Below are 18,467 nucleotides of genomic sequence, written 5' to 3' on the forward strand. Positions count from 1 at the left end.
TTGCGGAATCAAGTGAGGAGCTGATGTGGCAGCGCGCCAAGCAGTGATCGTCTCGACCGCGCGAACCGCGATCGGGACGGCGTACAAGGGCTCTCTGGTGGATGTCGACGCCCTTGAGCTGGGGACTCAGGCCGTCCGCGAGGCGGTGTCCCGCGCCGGGATCGAGCCGGGGGCCGTCGACGACGTCGTGCTGGGGGAGGGCCTCTACGGCGGTGGGGACATCGCCAGGTACGCGGCCATCGAGGCCGGTCTGACCAACGCCCCGGGTGTCGCGCAGAACCGGCACTGCGCGGCCAGCCTGGCGGCGGTGCAGATGGCGGCCGGGTCGATCCTCGCAGGCATGGACAAGGTCGTCGTCGCCGGCGGGACCAACTCGGCGTCGACCTCGCCACGGACCACCCGGCGCGTTCCCGGTACCGACGACTGGGAGGAGTGGAACTCACCGACCCACCAGCCGACTCCGTGGGCGCCGAACCGCGACATGTCGATCACCGTTGGCTGGAACGCGGCGCGCAGCGCGGGGATCTCCCGCGCAGACCTCGACGCCTGGGCGCTGCGTTCCCACCAGCGGGCCGTGGCCGGCATCGACGCGGGCAGCTTCGCCGACGAGATCTTCCCCGTCGAGGTGACCCGGCGCGACGGCACCACCTTCGCCTTCGCGACGGACGAGCATCCGCGCCGCGCCACCAGCGCCGAGAAGCTCGCCGCTCTCAAGCCGCTGCACCCGGAGATCGAGGGCTTCAGCATCACGGCGGGCAATGCGGCCGGCATCAACGACGGCGCGGCCGCGATGGTGATCGCCGACAGCGACTACGCGAGCAAGACGGCCCTTGAGCCGCTCGCGGTCATTCGTGCCTGGGCCTCGGCCGGGGTCGAGCCGGCCGACACAGGGCTCGCGCCGACCGAAGCGATTCCCAAGGTGCTCGCCCGCGCGGGCCTGACGATCGACGACATCGCGCTCTGGGAGATCAACGAGGCCTTCGCCTCCGTACCCATCGCCGCGTGCCGGCTCCTGGGCATCGACGAGAACCTCGTCAACGTCCTGGGCAGCGGCTGCAGCCTCGGCCACCCGGTCGCGATGACCGGTGCCCGCCAGATCATCACGCTCGTCCACGAGCTGCGTCGGCGCGGCGGCGGGATCGCCGTGTCCGCGATGTGCGCGGGGGGTGGCATGGCGTCGGCCGTCGTGCTGGAGGTACCTCGTGAGACCACGGAGCGCGGATGATTCCGAGCCTGACAGCCGACCAGGAACTGTTCGTCGACACGACGCGGAAGTTCCTGCGGGACAGCCTTCCCGGTGAGGTTCGCCGGACGTTGCACCAGCGCCCGCAGGGGTACGAACCGGCCTACTGGAAGACCGGAGCCGAGCTCGGCTGGACGTCGCTGCTGGTCTCGGAGGACCACGGTGGCGGCAGCGTCAGCGGCGACGGCCTGCGGGATCTGGCCCTGGTCGCGCACGAGTTCGGCCGCCACGCGGCGCCGGGGCCGTTGCTGGCCGCGAACATCGCCGCGCTGGCCCTGTCGCGAGCCGGCGGCGAGGCCGCCCTCGAGGCGCTGGACCGGGCGGGCACCGGGGAGGCGCTCATCGTCTGGTGCCCGGGTGAACCGGCCCCCGGCGACGGGCTTGGCCAGGTGGCGGCGCGCGCGGTCGCGTCGGGGACCGACTGGGTGCTGTCCGGGGCGAAGGGGCCCGTCGAGCACGGCGCGCAGGCCGATCAGTACGTCGTCCCCGCCCGCACCGACGAAGGCCTGATCCAACTGCTGGTGCCCGCCGACTCCGCGGGTGTCTCCGTCCGGCCGTTGCGGACGGTGGACGTGTCCCGACGTTTCGCGCGGGTCGGGTTCGACGGTGTCCGCGTGCCGGCCAGCCACGTGCTCGCCGGCCCGGCGTCAGGCGCGGCCGAGGCGGAGCGGCTGCTTCACACGGCACTCGCGATCCAGACGGCGGAGACGGTCGGCGCGATGGACCGGGCGTTCGAGATGACGGTCGCCTGGGCCGCGGACAGGTACTCGTTCGGCCGGCCGCTGGCCTCCTACCAGGCACTCAAACACCGGTTCGCCGACCTGAAGATGTGGCTGGAGGCGAGCCACGCGGTCGCCGACGCCGCCGTCGAGGCCGTGGGCGGCGGCGATCCCCGGGCCGGCGAGCTGGTCAGCGTCGCGAAGGCGTACATCGGGCAGTTCGGCCCCGAGCTCTGCCAGGACTGTGTGCAGCTGCACGGGGGAATCGGGCTGACCTTCGAGCACGACCTGCATCTGTACCTGCGCAGGGTCACCGTGAACAGCATGCTGCTCGGCACGGTCCGGGAACATCGGCTGCGACTGGCGTCCCTGCTCGGCGGCGTGGGAGAGGCGACGGCATGAGCGCGGACAGGACCGAGCCGGTCGAGGAGTTCCGGCTGCGCGCGCGGGACTGGCTGGCGCGGAACATGCCGCCGGCCGAGGCCGAGGGCTTCGCCGGACGTCGAGCGTCCCGCGGCGATGAGGAGCAGCTCGCGGAGGTCGCCGAGGAGCGACGCCTGCAGCGGCTGCTCTGGGACGGTGGGCTCGCGGGCATCTGTTTCCCGCGTGAGTACGGCGGCCTCGGGCTGACCCCCGCGCATGCCGCCGCGTTCAACGAGGAGATCGTCGGCTACCGCTACCCGCGCCGGCTCCAGGTGCCGACGACCACGCCGTGCGCCGCGGTCATCCTGGAGTTCGGTACCCACGAGCAGCGGCTCGCGCATCTCCCGGCGATCCTCAAGGGCGAGGAACTGTGGATGCAGTTCCTGTCCGAGCCCGGATCGGGGTCGGACGTCGCCGGGGCGCAGACGAGCGCGGTGCGCGACGGTGACGACTGGGTCCTCAACGGTTCGAAGATCTGGACCACGGGTGCCTGGTGGTCGGACTGGGGCCTGTGCCTGGCCCGCACCAACTGGGATGTTCCGAAGCATCGCGGGCTCACGGTCTTCATGCTGCCGATCCACCAGGCCGGCATCGAGATCTCCCGCATCGAGATGCTCGACGGCAGTCAGGAGTTCTGCCAGGAGTTCCTGACCGACGTCCGGGTGCCGGACAGCGCCCGCGTCGGCGAGGTCGACCAGGGCTGGACCGTCGTGACGCGCTGGCTGTTCCACGAGCGCAGCTTCACGTCGTCGCCGCTGACGATCCGCCCGGTGCGGGGCGCCGAGATGGCGCAGGGCGAGTCCGGTGCCAGTCTTCATCAGCTGGCGCGGCGGGCTGGCCGGCTCGGCGAACCGGGCGTCGCGGAACTGCTCGGTGAGGGGCATGCCCTCCGGGTCGCGATGGCCGAGCTCGACCGGCGGCTGCAGGCGACCATCGCGGGTGGGACGGCGTCGGATCAGCTCGCCTCGGTCGGGCGCCTCATGCACGGGGTGGTCGAGCCCCGGCTCCTGACGATCGCCTTCGAGCTCGCCGGCCCGCGTGCCGTGGCGTGGGACGACGAGGAGGAGCTGTTCGGCAACCGGGGCACCGGTTATCTGTTGCGCCAGATCTACAGCATCGGTGGGGGCACGACCGAAATGGCAAGAAACGTGGTCAGCGAGCGAGTCCTCGGAATGCCCCGAGAGCGCACGCTTGACCGGGACGTGCCGTTCCGCGACGTACGGCACTCGCCGTCTGCCCGCCAGCGGCCGGCCGGCTGAGCCGGGCCGCGTCGGGTTTTGGCGCGGAAGCGCGTTGCGGAGGCGAGGTGTAACCCGGATCGCGATATCCGCCTATATCGAGCGACATCGGCGTAAATTCTTGTCGTCGCCTTCCGTCCGTGACCAGATCTCATGGACTGTCTCTGAAATGCGCCGGGTACATTCAAAAGTATCCGTAGTCGCGGGACGGCTTCGCCGCAACGGGTTGATCGACATGGCTGCCCGAGACGCTCTCGCGGTGGAGGGGGCGCATGTTTGGCGTGGCCGGAACGTCGAGACCGGATGGCTGCGACCTGGACACGGTCGCCGCCTCCCCTCGGCGACTGCGGATCGCGGTCTGCTGTGCCGTGCCCCTCGTCGCGCTGGTGACGCTGGCCGCTGGGCTGTCCGGCGGGCGTGCGCAGACGTACGTCATCGGGACGAGCCAGACTGTCGCGCTGACGTTCACCGCGACCGTCGCGGCCTGGTTCGGCAGCCGGGCGCACGGCGCGGGACGCCGATGGCGCCTGTGCCTCGCCACGGGAGCCCTCATCACGGCGGTGTACAGCGGCCTCGTCTTCTACCGCATTGCCGCAGGCGCCGACATCGCCGCCTCCGGGCTCTCCGCGGGCATCATGTCCATGGTGGCCTCCGTCTTCTTCGTGGGCGCCCTGGTGACTCTTCCGACCGAGCGCTCGGATGCGATCTCCGCGCGGCTGTACGGCGTCGGTCGACCATCGCACCTGGTGCTGGTGCTCGACGGGCTGCTGATCTCGGGGTCCATCTTTCTGCTGCTCTGGTCGACGACGTTGCGGGCGGCGCTGTCCGCGCAGGGCTCGCACCGGGCTGAGGCCGCCAGCTCGATCCTGGAGACGGTCTGCGGTCTGGTCATGCTGTCGGTCGTGTTGATGATCGCCGAATTTCGACGCCCGGTTAACCACCGGGCACTGGCGTTGGCCTTCCTCGCCCTGATCGCGTATCAGGTCTCCGATGCCGCACTCATCTACCGCGCGCTCACCGGTGAGGTCGCCTACACGACGCTGGTTACCTTCACCACGATCACAGGATCGCTGCTGCTGGCTCTCGCGGTGTGCGTCCCGCCCGGCCCCAGCGCGGGTCGCGGGCGCTTCGGGCGGCGCGAGCGGGCCAGGATGTGGGCCCAGATCCTGCTGCCGTACGTGCCGTTGACCGCGGTGACGGTGTTGACGGCGGTGCGCGTCATCGAGCAGGACCCGTTCGGATTCATCGAGATAGGAGTCGGCGTCGGACTGGTGTTCCTCGTGACCGCTCGTCAGCTGGTCACGATCGTGCAGAACGTCCGGCTACTGACGGCTTTCGACGAGCGCGGGCGGCTGCTGCACCATCAGGCGAACCATGACGCACTGACGGGCTTGGCCAACCGGAAACTCTTCCTTGAGCGACTCGCGGTCGCCGGCCAGCGACACGGCGAACGGATGGCGTTGCTGTTCTGCGATCTCGACGGATTCAAGCGGGTGAACGATGTCTACGGTCACAAGGCAGGCGACGCGGTTCTGCGGGTGACCTCGGCCCGGCTGCTCGGCTGCATCCGCGAGCAGGACCTCGCGGCCCGGCTCGGTGGGGACGAGTTCGCGGTGCTGCTCGATGGCGCCGGCCGTGAGGAGGCTGGCCAGGCGGCCGGGCGGATCGTGGGCGCCATGCGCCGTCCCGTCCATGTCGAGTCGAGGGACTATCTCATCGGGATCAGCGTAGGAGCGGCGGTCGTGGACCCTGCCGGGCCGACCGACGTCGAGGCCTTGGTCCACCGGGCGGATGCCGCGATGTACAGGGCGAAGCGCGCGGGCAAGAGCTGCTTCGCCATCGCCGGCGCGGACGTCGCCTGCGCGATCCCGTCCTGACCGGACCCCGCCGTGGCCTCACCGGTCTGGCCAGCACGCGGCGCCGTGCCGCATGCTGATCGTCGTCGGCGCCAACCATCTTGACCGATCTCGCGCGAGCATCGTAAAGTAAGTCTCACGCCTTATAACGATGATTGGTGCGACCCGGCCGCGACGCGGCGTTCGTCGTCGTCGGGCCGCGGGTCTGACGGGCCGCAGGCCAGGCCCGCTCGCGGTCGGAGGCCCGGGCGGCTGTGGGAGGGATCGGGACAGGCATGAAGGCAGGCAGTCGTCTCCGCGCGTCGAACTCGGCGTGCGAGGTCGTTGTGGTCAGGGCCCCGGCGAGGGCGGAGGGCCTCCTGTGCGCCGGCGTGGAGATGGTGTCCGACGGCGTCGTGCCCGCCGGAGCTCCGGTGAGCGCCGGCCCGCGCATCGAGCTGGGAAAACGGTACGTCGACAGGTCCGCGGCGCTTGAGGTGCTGTGCACGAAGCCGGGCTTCGGCCCCCTGGTCTTCGGCGGCGAGGAGCTGACCTTGAAGTCGGCGAAGCCGCTCCCGGCGTCCGACTGACACGCAATTGAGCTTGTAAGCTTATTTTTTGCTCTGTCAGGCACTTCTGCCTGGACACATCGCTCGCTCGGCTCGAAGCCCGCCCGGCATTCGAAAGCCTTCATGCCGCTGGCTTCGGGCCGGCCGTCCGCGAGCGGATCGTCCGCGCGAACAGCGGCTTCATGCCGCGTGGATTCTCCGCCTTCCCGCTGATGGGGATTCCCGCGGCTCACGCGTGGCGGCCGTCACGTCATCGCGAGCCGCGGGACATCGAGCGACCTCACTCGACCGAGCCGCGTTTACGACTGTCGCGCTTAAATCGTAGCGTTCCCGTCACGCCGGGTGGAGGCCGTTGGGCGGTGCCTCGAGACCCGCGGTGAGGAAACGGACGAGGTCCTCGATCAGATCGGGCAGGGGACCGGGCAGCGAGCCTGCCTGCATGGCGCTCTGATACCTGGCCAGCGTGTGTACCGCGCTGGTCATCATGACCACCCAGCGTTCCTGGATGATGTCGTCGGGATAGTCGGGGAGCAGGCGGCGGAGCATCGCGGTGAAGGTGAAAGTCGTGCCGCCGACCGACAGGCCCTCAAAACCCACGTAGCCGCCGCGCTCAATGACATACCGCGACAGAAAGGCCAGGTAGTAGTTGTCTCGCTCCAAGTGGCAGGCGAACGAGCGGACGAACGCCTTGACCAGGTCGTAGACCCGCGGTGGGCGCCCGCCGGCCATCAGCTCCGCCAGGAGCTCGGCCCGCATATGCTCGCTGGCCTGGGCGCGGTAGGCCGTGATCTCGCGGAGCAGGTTCTCCCGGTCCTGGAAGTGATACTGGACGGCGACGTTGTTCTTCTGGCCGGCCGCGACGCCGATGTCGCGTAGCGCCACCGCCGAGATCCCGCGCTCGGCGAACAGCTGCTCCGCCGTCATCAAGATCCGCAGCCGGGTAGCGTCGCCCCGGGAGTTGGGCCGGTCACGACCAGTCGATCTTGGCGATTGCTCTGTCGGTCGCCTGCCGGATGTCACCGCCACGTTCTATAGAGTACCGATCGCCGATTGCGATGGTGAGTACCGCCCCTCACATCGCGCGTCCCGAACCGTTCCGGATTCGCGGGCGCGAGAAATCTACAGTCCCCCGACGCCAGGCGTCGGGGAGATGGATTGTGGCGTGGCGGGCTCGGGTCCTGGAGAGTTAGGCAGCCGTCGCGACTGTGTTGCCGAGTTAGTGGCGGAGCGCCTCGTCGTGGGCCTCGCGGGCTGGTCCGCGGGACGAGCTCAGCGGCCCCGCGCAATCCAGGCCTGCAGGTGGGGTGCCTCGGCGTCGATCGTGGTGTCCGGGCCGTGGCCGGTATGCACGGCGGTGCCGGGTGGCAGGGTGAGAAGCTTCTTCTCGATCGACGTGATGATGGTCGGGAAGTCGGAGAAGGACCGGCCGGTGGCGCCGGGGCCACCGGCGAAGAGCGTGTCGCCGCTGAACAGCACGCCCAGCTCGGCGCTGTGGAAGCAGCAGGCGCCGGGCGCGTGGCCGGGGGTGTGCAGAACCCGCAGGCTGGTCCCGGCGACGTCGAGCTGCTGGCCGTCCCGCAGCGGCCCGTCCGGCCGGCGGTCGGGGTGCGTCAGCTCCCAGACCGGCAGGTCGTCGGGATGCAGCAGTACCGGCGCCTGGGTGGCGGCGGCCAGCCGTGGCGCGACCCGGACGTGATCGTCGTGGGCGTGCGTGGCCAGGATCGCGACCACCTCGCGGCCGCCGACCAGGTCGAGGATGGCCTGGACGTCGTGAGGGGCGTCGATGATGACGACCTCGTGGTCGTCACCGAGAACCCAGACGTTGTTGTCGACCTGGAAGGTCTCGCCGTCGAGGGAGAACGTGCCAGAGGTGACCGTGCACTCGACGCGGGTGTGTGCGGGACGGCTCACAGGATGACCACGGATCGCAGGACGTCGCCCGCGTGCATCCTGCCGAAGGCGGCCTCGACGTCGTCGAGCGGGATCTGCTCGGAGACGAAGGCGTCGAGGTCGAGCCGCCCCTGCAGGTAGAGGTCGATGAGCAGCGGGAAGTCGCGGGACGGAAGGCAGTCGCCGTACCAGGACGACGTGAGCGCCCCGCCGCGGCCGAAGACGTCCAGCAGCGGCAGTTCCAGGGTCATCTCCGGGGTGGGGACGCCGACCAGGACGACGGTGCCGGCCAGGTCCCGGGCATAGAACGCCTGCCGGTAGGTCTCGGGACGCCCGACCGCGTCGATGACGACATCCGCGCCGAACCCGCCGGTGAGCTCCCGGATGGCCTCGACCGGATCGGTCTCCCCGGCGTTGACCGTGTGGGTGGCGCCGAGGCCTCGGGCCCACTCCAGCTTGCGGGGGTCGGTGTCGACCGCGATGATCCGCGCCGCGCCGGCGAGCCGGGCTCCGGCGACGGCGCCGTCCCCGACGCCGCCGCAGCCGATCACCGCCACGGAGTCGCCGCGGCCCACGTGCCCGGTGTTCACCGCGGCCCCGATGCCGGCCATCACGCCGCAGCCGAGCAGGCCGGCCACCGCGGGGCGCGCGGCCGGGTCGACCTTGGTGCACTGGCCCGCGTGCACCAGCGTCTTGTCGGCGAACGCGCCGATGCCCAGCGCGGGCGTCAGCGGGGTTCCGTCGGCCAGGGTCATCGCCTGGGCGGCGTTGTGGGTGTTGAAGCAGTACCAGGGCCGGCCGCGCAGACAGGCCCGGCAGGCACCGCACACAGCTCGCCAGTTCAGCACCACGAAGTCGCCGGGCGCCACGTCGGTGACGCCGGATCCGACCGACTCCACGACGCCGGCCGCCTCGTGCCCGAGCAGGAACGGGAAGTCGTCGGAGATGCCGCCCTCGCGGTAGTGGAGGTCCGTGTGGCAGACCCCGCAGGCCCGCACGCTGACCACCGCCTCACCCGGCCCCGGGTCCGGCACCAGCACGGACGTCACCTCGACGGGCGCGCCCTTTCCGCGCGCGACCACTCCGCGGACCTCCTGCACGTCTGTCCTCCTTCGGCTTCCCTCGACGATGGGCGCCACCGGCCGGCGCCTCAAGGCGCCGATTAAGGCGATGTCCGCAATAGTTGTCCAGCGACACCGCGCTGTCCACCCCGGCGCCCAGGTCGGTCCGCATCCCCTCGGGTGGGCCGCCGTCGGCATCCCGCGGTCGGTCGAGGCCTGCGCCGGGGCCTACGGCCCTCCTGCCAGGCCTGATACCGCAGGAGGAAGTCAGTGGTCGCCGCCGCGTCCGATCTTGAGGGCCAGCGAGGTCGACCTCGCTGGGCGGCGGGCCCCTGGGGCCTGCCTGCCCCACCGGGCCCCGGTAGCCGTCGCTTTTTGAGGCAAGATACTGAATACTGGTGACCTGGCGCTCGGATGGGCGAGGGGATGCCGCTCGGGCCTCGATGCCGAGGGGGTGGCTGTGCCGGCGTCGGTCGGTGGCGGCGGCCTGGGCCTTCCGGCATCTGATCGCCGTGCCGGGCCTGGCGCTGCCGGTCGGCGGCAGAGGTGGCTGGATAGTTAAGACATACGGATTAGTATGACCGTGGCTGGCCTGCCGACGACTCGTCGCAGATCGGTCGAAGGGCGGCTCATCCGGTCATGATCGAGTGGTCGACTGATCCATTTGGTGGATCTCAACGAATAATGCATCTAGCTCAAATATAGTAAGAGATGCAGGTCAGAGTGTTGACAGAATAGTCGATTTATGATACGAATGACTTATTGTGTAGAGGCTTGGGTGTGCCTCGGTTGGCGGTTTCGGAGATCACCCATTACCCGCACGTGGCAGGCAGGACGGAGACCCGATGGACTACAACGACTACATCCTGGTCAGCGTGGATGATCACATCGTTGAGCCGGCTGACATGTGGGATGGCAGGCTGCCGAAGAAGTACCAGGACAAGGCGCCGAAGTTCACGAACCGTGCCGACGGCGCGGCGATCTGGATGTACGAGGGTCACGAGGTCGAGACCTGGGCCGTGAACGCGGTCGTCGGCCGGCCGCAGCACGAGTGGGGCTTCGAGCCGCAGTCGCTCGACGAGATGCGTCCCGGTTGTTACGACGTTCACGCGCGCGTCAAGGACATGAGCGCGAACGGCGAGTGGGCGGCGATGAACTTCTCGACGTTCGTCCAGTTCCCGGGCACCCTGTTCGCCGTCTTCGCGCACCGCGACCCCGAGCAGGCGACGGAGATGATCCGGGCCTACAACGACTGGCACATCGAGAGCTGGTGCGCGGCCTACCCCGACCGCTTCATCCCGCTCGCGCTGACGCCGGTGCACGACCCGGACGCGATGGTCAAGGAGATCAAGCGGGTGGCGGACCTGGGCTGCCACACGGTCTCCTTCATGGGTGACCCGTATCCGTTCCCGTCGCTGTTCACCGATCACTGGGACAAGGTGTGGTCGGTCTGCCAGGACCTGGGCACCGTCGTCTCCATGCATCTGGGCGCCGGCGCGAGCGTGCACAACATGGTCGGCGAGGTCGAGGACGCGCCCCCGCTGCCCGCGCCCGACCCGCCCCGTCGTGGCCTCGGCAACGTGAGCATCTCGGTCGAGCGGGGCATGCCGGGCGCGGTCGCGGCCGACCTGCTCAACTCGCACCTGTTCGAGCGTTTCCCCCGGTTGAGGATCGCGCTGTCCGAAGGCGGGATCGGCTGGATTCCGTACTTCCTGGAGCAGGCCGACCACCGGTACACACACCACGGACCGTGGACCGGAATGTCGTTTGGTGGCCGGCTGCCGAGCGAGATCTTCAAGGAGCACGTGTTCGGTTGCTTCATCGAGGACCGGGCGGGGATGGAGGCGCGCTCCCTGCTGAACATCGACATGATCGGGTGGGAGAGCGACTACCCGCACTCCGACGGCATCTGGCCGGATGCTCCCGAGCGGCTGGTGCCGGTGTTCGCGGGTGTGCCCGACGACGTCGTCAACAAGGTGACCTACCAGAACGCCTGCAAGTTCTTCCAGTTCGACCCGTTCACGCGGCGCAGGCCCGAGCAGTGCACCGTGGGGGCCCTACGGGCCGAGGTCGCCGACTGGGACGTGACGATCCAGTCCGGGTTCACCCACCGGCAGTCCGACGCGCTGGTGGCCAAGTACATGCACAACCGGATCTCGTCGATGGCGACCGCCGAGTAACCACCGGCGCTCATGGCCGGCCGGGGCGCAGGTCCCCGCCGCCGACTCGTTCCGGGTTGGCGGCGGGCACCTCGGTCTGTCGAGGACCGACGCCGGCGCGGGCTCCAGTGAGACGGGCTTCGAAGCGGTTCGGGACCGAAGGGCGGCACGCGGAACGATGAGTGGGGACAAGGGCTTCCGGAACGACAAAGGCTTCCGGAACGACAAAGGCTTCCGGAACAAGGTGGCGATCGTCGGCGCGGCGACCGTGAAGTCCGTCCGTCACGCGGACAGCCCGGTGGGAAGCCTGGCTGTCCAGACCGCGGACCTGGCGATCAAGGACGCCGGGCTCACCCGTGGCGACATCGACGGCGTCGCCTGCGGCGTGAGCCTGCCGTCGTACGCGACCAAGGACAGGGTCACCAAACCGGGGTTCGACTTCGTCGACAGCGAGTTCCTCATCGAGCAGATGGATCTGGACCCCGTGTGGTCCCTGGACGACGGCTCGTTCCCCCCGGCGCTCGCGCACGCCGTGTTCGCTGTGGCCTCGGGGGCCGCGTCCTGCGTGCTGGTGAACCGGACGCTGCACAACCCGGTCGGTCGCTACAACACGATGCTGTCGCAGCAGGCCAGAGGCTGGGACCAGTTCACGGCTCCGTACGGATTCGTGGCCCCGTCGTCCGGTATCGCGATGCCGTTCATGGAGTACCAGCAGCGCTATGGCGCCACCCGCGAGCACATGGCGACCCTCGTCCTGCAGCAGCGCAAGAACGTCCAGCGCATTCCGGACGCCTACTGGCACGGCCGCGAGCTGACCTTTGACGACTACATGTCCAGCCGCATGATCAGCGAGCCGATGTGCCTGTACGACAACGACATCCCGGTCGACGGCGGCGGATCGTTCGTGGTGACGACGGCCGAGCGGGCGCGGGACCTGCCGCACAAGCCGGTCTACGTCACCTCCTGGGCGAAGATCCGCAATCCACCGACGTTCCTGCCGGGGACGCTGGGGCCGCTGGACGACTTCTACGACCGCGGGTTCGACCTGGCGGGCCGGCTGTGGGCCAACAGCGGCTGGCGAGCGTCGGACGTCGACGTCGTCCAGCTCTATGACGGGTTCACGCCGTTGGTGTGGTTCTGGCTGGAGGTCATGGGTTTCTGCCCGCAGGGGCAGGCGTGGAGCTTCATCCAGGACGGCCGGATCGACGCGGACGGGCCCTTCCCGCTCAACTCCGGCGGCGGCAACCAGGGCTGGGGCCGGGTCCACGGCGTACCGCACGTGCTGGAGTGCTACCTGCAGCTGTCCGGCCGCGCGGGTGAGCGTCAGTCGGCCCGGGCCGAGACCGCGCTGTCGACGTACGCGACGCCCGCGCACGCGATCGGCGAGGCGTTGCTGTACAGCGCGGATCCCACCTCGTAGCGGCCTCTGTCGCTTCTGCCCGCGGGTGAGAAGGAGTCGGACACGGATGACGGCCACCATTGCCGGCGGTCGCGGGGCGCCCGCCGGAGTCCGGACGAGGTGCTCGCGTTGAGGCTGCGGTTGGGGATTGGTCTTCCGCATTCCCGCGGCCTGCCAGCCGCGGTCGCGGCGGCGGTGGCCGCCGATCAGCTGGGCTACCACAGCGTCTGGGTGCCGGAGGCGTACGGCTCTGACGCGGTGACGGTGCTGGCCTACCTCGCGGCGCGGACCTCGACGATCGGCCTGGCGTCCGCCGTCCTGCAGATGCCGGCCCGGACGCCCGCGAACACGGCGATGACCGCGATGACGCTGGACGAGCTCTCGGGCGGCCGGGCGATCCTCGGCCTGGGCGTCTCCGGCCCACGCGTCGTCGAGGGCTGGCATGGCGTGCCCTACCGCAAGCCGCTCGCGATGACGCGTGAGTACGTCGAGATCGTCCGGCGGGCGATCCGGCGCACGGAACCGCTGACCTTCGACGGCGACCTGTTCCGGATCCCCGCCGACGAGCGATCCGAGCCGTTGATGTCGGCGATGCGCCCGCATCGACCCGAGGTACCGATCTATCTGGCCGCCAACGGGCCCCGCAACATCGGGCTCGCCGCCGAGATCGCGGACGGCTGGCTGCCGACGCTGTACGCGCCGGAGTACGACGAGACGGTGGCGCCGGCGGTCGAGTCCGGCCTGGCCCGGCGAGATCCGGCCCGGTCCGCGCTGATGGTCGCCTGCGGGGTGCCGACGTTCATCGGTCCCGATGTCCAGCGTTGCCGCGATCTCGCCCGGCCCTACCTCGCGCTCTACATCGGCGGCATGGGCTCCCGCGAGCAGAACTTCTACAAGGACGTCGTCACCCGGTACGGCTACGGCGAGGCGGCCGCGCGGATTCAGGACCTCTACCTGTCGGGACGGGCCGTGGACGCCGCCGCCGCGGTGCCTGACGACCTCGTCGACGTGCTCGCGCTGGTCGGACCAGCGGAGACCATCCGTGAGCGGCTGGCGATCTGGGACAGGTCCAGGGTGGACGTGCTGATCATCCGCAGCGTCGACGTGCGGGTGCTGGAGACGGTCCGGGAGCTGGCCGAACAGCTGTGACGGCGGGCGGGCCGAGTGACCGGTGGTCCCGCCAGAGCCGTTCTGGCTGACTCGGCAGGTGACGGAATCGCACCGGTCGCCCGGCCCGCGTGGCAGTGCTTCCTCCCCGGCGAGCGTGTGGCGGCCGTGGGGGAGCGAGGGTCGCGGTCCTAGCTGATGTACCGCGACCCGCCGTCGAGCATGATCGTCGCGCCCGTCACGAACTTCATGTCGTCGCCGACCAGAGCGGCGATGGCCGCGCCGATGTCGTCCTCGGTGTCGCCGATCCGGCGCAGCGGGATGGCGGCGATGGCCTGGTCCATGACGGCGCGGTTGGCCTCGACCATCTCGCGGAGCCGGTCGGTGAGCGCGGACGGCAGGACGACGTTGACCCGGATGTTGTCGGGTCCCCATTCGGTGGCGGCGGCCCTGGTCAGCCCGCGGATGGCCTCCTTGGTGATGCTGTAGGACGCGAATCCCGACATGCCCGCGATGGCCGTGGTGGAGCCGAAGTTGACGATCGAGCCGCCGCCGCGGGCCTTGAGATGCGGGTAGCAGGCCTGCATGCAGTGCAGCGTGCCGAGCAGGCCGCTGCGGAAGGGGATCGCGAGGTTCTCCTCGGTGACGTCCAGCACGGACTCGTTGAAGTCGAGCGTCACCTGCGCCTGAGCGTTGTTGACGAGGATGTCGATGCCACCGAACGCGTCGACGGCGGTGCTGACGGCCTTGTCGACGTCGGCGCGGGTGCCGACATCGCCGGGCACGATCTCGATCTCGGCCCCGGCGGCGCGCAACTCGTCGCCTAAGACGTCGAGCTTCGAGGGTGTACGCCCGGTGACGACCAGCTTGACGCCGCGCCGGGCGAGGACCCGGGCGATCGACAGGCCGACTCCCTGTCCGGCGCCGGTGACGATCGCGACCTTTCCCGTCAGGCTGCTGGGCGCCGCGTCGGTCATGAGTGCCTCCGTCTGATGTGTGACCCGGGTCTAGACTAGATAAGTCGTAAGCATTAGCTTTTCACGTGAGGTGGCTTGGATGCAGCCAATTCGGTGGCGGATTCCTCAAGATTGTCGCTTCCTGGGTTGAGCTGATCGGCTCAGATCATGGATGAGCCGGGTGGCGTGCCGCAGGCCGCGCCCGGTCGGTGTCGGTGGAAGGCAGGAGGCGGGCGACCATGCCGGACCAGGTAGCGATCGTCACTGGAGGAGCCGGGGACGTCGGGCGGGGTGTCTGTCGGGCGCTGTCGGCCGCCGGTGTCGCGGTGGCGGCGCTTGATCTCGACGTCTCGAAGGCGGACGGGGCTGAGCTGGCCCTGGAGTGCGACGTGACGGATCACCACGCGTGCGCCCAGGCGGTCGACGCGGTCGCCAGCAAGCTGGGTGGCGTGAGCACCCTGGTGAACATGGCGCAGGCGATGCTCGCGGGCACGCCCTTACTGGACCTCTCCGCGCGGGACATGCGGACCGAGTTCGAGTCAGGGCCCAACGCGACGCTGCGGATGATGCAGCTGTGCTATCCGCACCTGAAGGCTCGCGGCGGCGGCGCGATCATCAACTTCGCCTCGGGGGCGGGCACCTACGGCCTGCCGGGCCTGGGGGCCTACGCGGCGGCCAAGGAGGCGATCCGGGGCCTGACCAAGGTGGCGGCCATGGAATGGGGCCGCGACAACATCCGGGTCAACGCGATCTGCCCGGTGGCCACCAGCGATCACTCGGCGGACTGGGTCTCCCAGGCCGTCGCGGTCAGCCCGATGGGCCGGGTCGGGGATCCCGAGACCGACATCGGCGCGGTCGTGGTGTTCCTCGCCGGCCCCGGTGCCTTCATCAACGGGCGCACGCTTCAGGTGGACGGCGGGTCCGGCGCCTGGCGCTGATGCTGCGATTCCCGGAGACCACCAGGTCGACCGGAGGGCGAGCGCGGCCGGCGAGTGCCTTCACCGCTCAGCGCAGGTACTCGCCGCCGAACACGTCGAGGAACCCGAGGGTCGCCTCGGCGGAGCCGCGCGGCGTGGAGACGAACAGCGAGGTGACGCCGATCCTCTCCAGCTCCGCGATCGCCGCGTGATGGCGGTCGGCCTCGACGCCCGGGTCCGTCCCGAGGCTCGGGTCCGGATACATCCAGGCGATCTCGACCGGGCCGCGGCCCTGGGTGGCGGCCCGGTCCTGGACCTCGGTGATCAGCCGGGCGAGCATGGCGGCACCCGCGATCCCGGCGGTGCGGGCCGTCGTGCTCAGCTCCGGGCCACCGGGCATCGGCATCCAGCCCTGCGCGTGGTCGGCGGCCCGCAGGCGGCTGCGCCGCGCGTTCCCGCCGATCCAGATCGGGATCGGGTTCTGGGTGGGCCGCGGCCGCGCTATCACGTCGCGCGCGTCGAAATGCCGGCCGTGGAAGCTGAACGGCTCGCCCCGCCAGTGCAGCGGCAGGACCGCGAGCAGCTCGTCGAACAGTGCGTTGCGCTCGTCGAAGTCGACACCGAGCGCGTAGAACTCCGACTTCTGGTAGCCGGCGCCCAGGCCGAGCACGAAACGGCCGCCGGACAGCCTGTCCACGGTGGCCGCCGCCTTGGCCAGGAGGAACGGATTCCGGTAGGGACCGACAGAAAGGTGCGTGAGCAGCAGCAAGCGGGTGGTGGCCGCCGCCGCGAACCCGAGCGCCACGAACGGGTCCAGCGTCTGGTGGCCGCCACCCGCGAGCCACCGGGCCCCGGGAATCGGGTGCTCCGTGAACGACATGCCGTCGAAGCCCGCCCGCTCGGCCGCTCGGGCGACCTCGTCCACCGCGCCGGACTCCAACAGGTCGCCGTCGAGGCCGGCGGTCTCCGGATACGCGAAGAAGAACCTCATCCCGCCCCTCCCGAGTCGGTCGTGATCAGTGGATCTGGTTGCGCGCGGCGTTCGCCCGCGTCCGTCGTCACCACCCCGTCCGCGCCGAGAGCCGGCGCGGGAAGGCGCGCCGGATCGGTCGGGGTCCGGGAGAGCTGGAAGGGCAGGGCCAGCGCGTCGTAGGTCGGTCCGCCCGGAAGGTGCGCCAGTGTGGCGACGGATCCCCGCTCACGGACGAGCGGCGAGGCGAGCGCCTCGTCCAGGCCGGCGACCACCGTCAGGCAGCAGTCGTGGGCGGCGGCGAAGTCCGCCCACTCGGCCTTCGAACGTCCCTCGACAATCGCCAGCATCTCGCTGTGGGTGGCTGAACCGGGACCGTCATACCGATGATCGAGCAGATCGGGACGCCCGACCCCATGACACCAGGAGGCCCAGAACTTCTCCTCCAGCGCGCCGAGCGCGATCCAGCCGTCTCGGCACCGATAGACCTGGTAGCAGACCGCGCCGCCGCTCCACACCCCCGCGCCGCGAGGCGTCGCGGTTCCCGTCGCGAGGACCCCCGCCACCGTCATCGCCGCGAACGACAGCGCGCTGTGGGCGATCGAGACGTCGACATACTGGCCCCGCCCGGACCGGGCCCGCTCCTGCAGGGCGGCGAGAATCGCGACGGCGCCGAAGAGCCCCGAGGCGGAGTCGGCCACCTGCAGGGGCGGATGGTCGGGCCGCTCGCCCGGTCCGCCGGTGAACGACAGCAGGCCCATCGCCGCGAGGTAGTTCAGGTCGTGGCCAGCCGCCTGGGACAGCGGGCCGTGCTGTCCCCACCCGGAGATCGAGCAGACGACGATGCCCGGGTTCACCTCGGCCAGAGCCGTATAGCCGATGCCCAGTCGGTCGATCACGCCAGGCCGAAACGACTCGACGACCACGTCCGACTCCGCCACGAGCTGCAGGAATGTCCCGTGGTCGGCGGCCGACTTGAGGTCGAGCACGATCGAACGCTTGTTGCGGTTGAGCCCGCGGAAACTCGCCGACGACGTGGTCGGCTCCGCGTCGGGAAAATGCGGCGCTCGACCGCGTGCGTAGTCCCCGCCGGGAGGCGCCTCGACCTTGAGGACGTCGGCACCCAGGTCGGCGAGCACCAGCGTGCACAGCCCGCCGGGCAGCAGCCTGGTCAGGTCGAGGACGCGGATGCCGGACAGGGCCGAATCACTGCTCATGGCGTCCATCCGTTTCGGTGAGGCCGGCGCCGAGGTGGCGGCCGCCTACGAGCCGCGCGGGTCCCGCGGCCGGAGCCCGTCGAGGAGCAGGTCGACGTAGCGGTCCGCGATCTGCTCCGGCGGCAGCGGGCCGTCCGGCCGCAGCCACCGGGCGGCGGAGTTGAACGTGCCGAGAATGCCGCGCACATCGACGCCGTCGACGGGCCGCCACAAGCCGCGGGCGGCCCCTTCGTCGAGCACGTCGCGCCAGATCTGCTCGAACTCGTCGCGGGCGGCGATGACCTCTTTGCGGTGCTCGTCGGAGAGGAAACGCGCTTCGTGGATGGCGACCGACCAGCCGTCGCCGTGGGTCAGGTGATGGCGCAGCAGCGCCCGCGCCAGCGCGCGGAGCTTGGCGTCGGGCGGGCCGTCGTCGGCCACGACCGGCTCGGTGATCTCCGTCGCCTGCCGCAGCAGCGTCATGCTGATCTCGAACAGCAGGAGTTCCTTGCTGCCGATGTGGTGATACAGACCGCCGCGTTTGAGGCCCACCGCGTCCGAGATCTCCTGGATGCCGACGCCGTGGTAGCCCTTCTCGACGAAGAGCCTGGTCACCTCGTCGAGGATCCGCTGCCTGAGCGCGGCTCCGCTACGCGGCACGTCGGCCTCCTCTCACGTTCCGGACTGTTCCGGCCTCTGGCGCCCCGGGCGCCGCTGAGCTACCGTACCGCACCATACCGACCGATCGGTACGGTTCAGCGGCAGACTGGGTTAAGCGGCAGAGT

Annotated in this window: 16 protein-coding genes; 9 read left to right on the forward strand and 7 right to left on the reverse strand. The window is 70.2% G+C overall.

Annotated features, from left to right (window positions below; all coding sequences use genetic code 11):
* The first annotated feature begins 25 nt into the window (after positions 1 to 25).
* The 5 genes from FRAEUI1C_RS13785 (at position 26) to FRAEUI1C_RS40220 (ending at position 6,048) form a co-directional block, all read left to right on the forward strand.
* Entirely contained in the window at positions 26 to 1,225 is a 1,200-nt protein-coding gene (locus FRAEUI1C_RS13785; RefSeq protein WP_013423917.1) for a thiolase family protein, read from the forward strand.
* Positions 1,222 to 2,364: an acyl-CoA dehydrogenase family protein gene (locus FRAEUI1C_RS13790; protein ID WP_013423918.1), complete on the forward strand. Its 1,143-nt coding sequence runs from the start codon at positions 1,222 to 1,224 to the stop codon at positions 2,362 to 2,364. The genes FRAEUI1C_RS13785 and FRAEUI1C_RS13790 overlap by 4 nt, the downstream gene beginning before the upstream one ends.
* Positions 2,361 to 3,644 (forward strand): acyl-CoA dehydrogenase family protein, encoded by a 1,284-nt coding sequence (locus FRAEUI1C_RS13795; protein ID WP_013423919.1) that lies wholly within the window; start codon positions 2,361 to 2,363, stop codon positions 3,642 to 3,644. Before FRAEUI1C_RS13790 ends, FRAEUI1C_RS13795 begins: the two co-directional genes overlap by 4 nt.
* A 251-nt stretch (positions 3,645 to 3,895) precedes the next feature.
* Positions 3,896 to 5,500, forward strand: coding sequence for a GGDEF domain-containing protein (locus FRAEUI1C_RS13800; RefSeq protein WP_013423920.1), 1,605 nt, complete (start codon positions 3,896 to 3,898; stop codon positions 5,498 to 5,500).
* A gap of 350 nt (positions 5,501 to 5,850) precedes the next feature.
* Complete coding sequence (locus FRAEUI1C_RS40220; RefSeq protein WP_198318748.1) at positions 5,851 to 6,048, forward strand: hypothetical protein; 198 nt, start codon at positions 5,851 to 5,853, stop codon at positions 6,046 to 6,048.
* Between the two features lie 312 nt (positions 6,049 to 6,360).
* On the opposite strand, the gene FRAEUI1C_RS13810 is transcribed toward FRAEUI1C_RS40220, so the two are convergent.
* From FRAEUI1C_RS13810 to FRAEUI1C_RS13820, 3 genes are all read right to left on the reverse strand, one after another.
* Entirely contained in the window at positions 6,361 to 6,951 is a 591-nt protein-coding gene (locus tag FRAEUI1C_RS13810; protein ID WP_157734927.1) for a TetR/AcrR family transcriptional regulator, read from the reverse strand.
* Between the two features lie 345 nt (positions 6,952 to 7,296).
* Complete coding sequence (locus FRAEUI1C_RS13815; RefSeq protein ID WP_013423923.1) at positions 7,297 to 7,938, reverse strand: MBL fold metallo-hydrolase; 642 nt, start codon at positions 7,936 to 7,938, stop codon at positions 7,297 to 7,299.
* A complete protein-coding gene (locus FRAEUI1C_RS13820) occupies positions 7,935 to 9,017 on the reverse strand; it encodes an S-(hydroxymethyl)mycothiol dehydrogenase (RefSeq protein WP_013423924.1) in 1,083 nt (360 codons plus the stop codon). The genes FRAEUI1C_RS13815 and FRAEUI1C_RS13820 overlap by 4 nt, the downstream gene beginning before the upstream one ends.
* An 806-nt stretch (positions 9,018 to 9,823) precedes the next feature.
* On the opposite strand from FRAEUI1C_RS13820, the gene FRAEUI1C_RS13825 reads away from it, so the two are divergent.
* The 3 genes from FRAEUI1C_RS13825 to FRAEUI1C_RS13835 all read left to right on the forward strand — a co-directional run bounded on the left by FRAEUI1C_RS13825 (position 9,824) and on the right by FRAEUI1C_RS13835 (position 13,685).
* Positions 9,824 to 11,158: an amidohydrolase family protein gene (locus tag FRAEUI1C_RS13825; RefSeq protein WP_013423925.1), complete on the forward strand. Its 1,335-nt coding sequence runs from the start codon at positions 9,824 to 9,826 to the stop codon at positions 11,156 to 11,158.
* Positions 11,159 to 11,315: 157 nt separating this feature from the next.
* Positions 11,316 to 12,557 (forward strand): thiolase family protein, encoded by a 1,242-nt coding sequence (locus FRAEUI1C_RS13830; protein WP_013423926.1) that lies wholly within the window; start codon positions 11,316 to 11,318, stop codon positions 12,555 to 12,557.
* Positions 12,558 to 12,665: 108 nt separating this feature from the next.
* Positions 12,666 to 13,685: an LLM class F420-dependent oxidoreductase gene (locus FRAEUI1C_RS13835; protein ID WP_049807173.1), complete on the forward strand. Its 1,020-nt coding sequence runs from the start codon at positions 12,666 to 12,668 to the stop codon at positions 13,683 to 13,685.
* Between the two features lie 149 nt (positions 13,686 to 13,834).
* Here FRAEUI1C_RS13835 and FRAEUI1C_RS13840 read toward each other — a convergent pair whose 3' ends face one another.
* On the reverse strand, positions 13,835 to 14,620 hold the full coding sequence (locus FRAEUI1C_RS13840; RefSeq protein WP_013423928.1) for an SDR family NAD(P)-dependent oxidoreductase: 786 nt from the start codon (positions 14,618 to 14,620) through the stop codon (positions 13,835 to 13,837).
* Positions 14,621 to 14,838: 218 nt separating this feature from the next.
* On the opposite strand from FRAEUI1C_RS13840, the gene FRAEUI1C_RS13845 reads away from it, so the two are divergent.
* Positions 14,839 to 15,537, forward strand: a complete 699-nt coding sequence (locus FRAEUI1C_RS13845) for an SDR family NAD(P)-dependent oxidoreductase (RefSeq protein WP_013423929.1) — start codon at positions 14,839 to 14,841, stop codon at positions 15,535 to 15,537.
* A 67-nt stretch (positions 15,538 to 15,604) separates the two neighbouring features.
* Here FRAEUI1C_RS13845 and FRAEUI1C_RS13850 read toward each other — a convergent pair whose 3' ends face one another.
* From FRAEUI1C_RS13850 to FRAEUI1C_RS13860, 3 genes are read right to left on the reverse strand one after another with little or no spacing between them, the layout of a single operon-like run.
* A complete protein-coding gene (locus FRAEUI1C_RS13850) occupies positions 15,605 to 16,507 on the reverse strand; it encodes an LLM class F420-dependent oxidoreductase (protein ID WP_013423930.1) in 903 nt (300 codons plus the stop codon).
* The gene (locus FRAEUI1C_RS13855) at positions 16,504 to 17,703 is read right to left on the reverse strand and encodes a CaiB/BaiF CoA transferase family protein (RefSeq protein WP_013423931.1); all 1,200 of its coding nucleotides are present in this window, start codon (positions 17,701 to 17,703) and stop codon (positions 16,504 to 16,506) included. The genes FRAEUI1C_RS13850 and FRAEUI1C_RS13855 overlap by 4 nt, the downstream gene beginning before the upstream one ends.
* A gap of 45 nt (positions 17,704 to 17,748) precedes the next feature.
* On the reverse strand, positions 17,749 to 18,342 hold the full coding sequence (locus FRAEUI1C_RS13860; protein WP_013423932.1) for a TetR/AcrR family transcriptional regulator: 594 nt from the start codon (positions 18,340 to 18,342) through the stop codon (positions 17,749 to 17,751).
* Positions 18,343 to 18,467 lie beyond the last annotated feature (125 nt).

This window comes from Pseudofrankia inefficax, assembly GCF_000166135.1.
GTDB classification, from domain to species: domain Bacteria; phylum Actinomycetota; class Actinomycetes; order Frankiales; family Frankiaceae; genus Pseudofrankia; species Pseudofrankia inefficax.